At 68.2% G+C, this 2,798-nt stretch carries 3 protein-coding genes and 1 pseudogene; all 4 read left to right on the forward strand.

Annotated features, from left to right (window positions below; translation table 11 throughout):
- A partial coding sequence (locus AIIKEEIJ_RS31725) for a phage tail protein (RefSeq protein WP_202917817.1) occupies positions 1-676 on the forward strand: 676 nt, incomplete at its 5' end.
- A complete protein-coding gene (locus AIIKEEIJ_RS31730; RefSeq protein WP_161996094.1) occupies positions 676-2,268 on the forward strand; it encodes a Gp37-like protein in 1,593 nt (530 codons plus the stop codon). The genes AIIKEEIJ_RS31725 and AIIKEEIJ_RS31730, both read left to right, overlap by 1 nt.
- Positions 2,269-2,287: 19 nt before the next feature.
- Positions 2,288-2,431, forward strand: a complete 144-nt coding sequence (locus AIIKEEIJ_RS31735; protein ID WP_161996095.1) for a hypothetical protein — start codon at positions 2,288-2,290, stop codon at positions 2,429-2,431.
- A pseudogene (locus AIIKEEIJ_RS31740) lies at positions 2,428-2,798 on the forward strand (hypothetical protein); the annotation flags it as partial. The gene AIIKEEIJ_RS31735 and the pseudogene AIIKEEIJ_RS31740, both read left to right, overlap by 4 nt.

Here is a 2,798-nt window from a genome sequence, read left to right on the forward strand (position 1 = left end):
GATCCGTTTCAACGTCCACGTGTTCGGGCGCACCGCCCGTGAGGCGATGGCGGTGCGCACCGGCTGGTTCCGGTCCTGGGAGACCGACCGGCCGGGTCACCTGTGCTTCTACTCGCAGAACCTCGGGTGGCACTTCATCCGGCTCCAACGCGGGGAGGCGCCGCGACCGACGCTCGGGGTGGACCTGGCCGACGAGCGGCAGTTCGGGTTCGTCGAGACGTACGAGATGCACGGTGTGGCGATGGACCCGGACTACTCCTCGTTCGAGGAGGAGATCATCTGGACCAACAACCTCGGGTTGAACGAGGCCACGCTGCGCGCCCGTAACCCGGGGCAGCGCAAGCTGTGGCCGCGGTACACGATGAACGGCCCCGGCCGGTGGTGGATCGAGGATCCCCTCAACGCCGAGGACGATCTGCGGCTGCTCTCGACCCCGCCGCTGGCGGCGAACGAGGAGCTGCGCATCAACACCCATCCGCGGCGCCGGACCGCGCGGGTGTACTCCCCGGCCACCGGCATCGACGGCCGCAACGTGTGGGCCCAGCTCGGCGGCCGGCGCTGGCTGCAGCCGGTCCTGCCCGGCACCAGCAAGGAAATCGTGGTGCGCATCGAAGGAGGAACCTTGGCGTCGAAGCTCATCATGCAGGGCGTCCCGAAGTTCGAGGAGCCGTACTGATGACCGCGGTGTGGGATGCGCGCGCCGCGGCCCGGCGCATGGATCAGGCCGACCTCGACGACGAGGCGATCTACCGGGCACCCGAATCCTACGTGCGGGTGTGGAACAAGTTCATGGAAGAGGAGGGGGTGGTCGGCGACTACCTCTCCAAGGTCCACGGCAAAAAGCGCAACGCCGTCGGCACGGCGACGATCGAGCTGCCGCACGACACCCAGTTCCGCAGTCACCTGCTGAACAACCCCGACGGCGAGGACGCGATGATCCCGCTGACCATCGACACCCCCGGGGACCGGTGGTCGGGCAAGGTCGAGCGGGTCACGCTGCTGCGCGACGCGGACGGCACCGAGACGATCGAGGTGTCGGCGCTGTGCGACCTGCAGCACGTGGCGACGACCTGCCTGTGGGCCTCGCCCGGGGCGCCGCTGTGGGCGCAGTTCCCGCGGCACTCGATCAAGATCGGACCGGCGCGGTCCATCTGCACCAGCTGGCTGGACGAGAACATCACCCGCCTGCAGCGCCCGCGCGGTTCGGACAACTGGCCGATCGCGGTCGTGCCGACGAACGTATGGACCGACACCTCGAAGTGGGCCGGCGGCAGCGCCCGGTTCGACATGGCGTTCCCGTTCCTCGAGCAGTTCCTCAAGGATGCGGGCCTGGTGATCCGCGCCGAGATGTTCCTGCCCGAGGAGGACGAACAGCCGGCGCCCGAGTGGTTCTGGCTCGATCAGCCGACGATCGTGATCCGGATCGACGACGAGTCGAACGTCACCGGCCCGACCGGCACGCTGCTCGACGGCCTCGTCTCGTGGTTCGAGGATTTCCTCGACGACGGCACCACCCCGGTGCGGTACCCGAACTTCGGGGCCGAGACCGACTACGAGCAGGCGTACGCCAGCGGGAAGCTCGGCACGCGGACGAGGTTCCCGCACGTGTGGTACTTCCAGTCCGAGTACGACGGGCTCGGCGACATGCAGATCGCCGTGCACAAACCGCCGGCCACCGACATCCTCGTCGGTGGCCGGTCCCCGTCGTACATCAACGCCGCGATCGAGATCGCGATCAAGAACATGCTCTCGTGGCTGGGTCTGCTCATCGGCGTGCCCGGTCTCGACTCGCTCTACCGCGGGCAGCTCGACGACGTGTTCCTCGCATTCGACGTCGGTGTCGACATCGGCCGGGTGCAGCGCGCCGGCCCGTACGCGTGGCGTGAGCTGTTCATGACCGGCTCGGAGAAGGCCTTCACCATCGACGGGCAGATGGCGAAGCTGCAAGGCCTGCACGACTCGCGGGGCTACACCAGTCACAAGGTCACGATCCAGGACTTCGCGCCGTACATCTACGGCAAGGACTTCCGGGTCGGGCAGCAGATCGGGTTCGCGCTCGAGCAGCTGCTGTTCACCGACTACGTCACCGAGGCCGTGCACACCGACGACCGCCAGACCGCGCCCCGGTGGACGCTCACCGTCGGTGACGGCGCGAAGGAACTGCACCCGGTGGTGCGCGGCTGGAACCGCACCAAGCAGCTCACCCAGATCGTCTCGGTTCTGTCCAAGGACGTCGGCATGGAAGCCGACTTCTTCGGCCTGTTTTGACTCACCCAGGGAGGAAACCATGCCCAACCTCGACGAGGCATTCGCCCGCATCCGCGAACTGCTCGACTGGCTCGGCGACTTGATCGGTGTCCCGACTCTGGCCGCGCTCATCGATGACGACGAGATGCGCGCCGACATCGCGCTGGCGATGAGGGCCGCATGAGCGATCTCGTCATCCCGGCGAAGGTCACCATCACCCGCGAGGTGGATCTGTTCGGGCTGCCGATCACCCGCGCCCACCTCGACGTGGACGACGACACGAAGGGGTTGCCGCTGCCCGCCGGACGCCAAGGCGACCCGGGCCCGCGGGGTTTGCCGCGGGCACCGTGGATCAAGGCCGGGGAGGTCGCCACCGCCGCGGCCCTGCCGACCGGCCTCGGCCCGGACGATCGCGGTAAGTGGTGGCACGACCTGGCCACCGACGACATGTGGACCTGGAACGGCTCCGAGTGGAAGCAATCCGTCGGTGCCGTCGGCCCCCGCGGTCCGGTGGCACCGGACTACTCGCTCGACATCACGCAGACGATGTC

This window comes from Rhodococcus sp. YH1, assembly GCF_009939605.1.
In the GTDB taxonomy this organism is placed as follows: Bacteria; Actinomycetota; Actinomycetes; order Mycobacteriales; family Mycobacteriaceae; genus Rhodococcus; species Rhodococcus aetherivorans.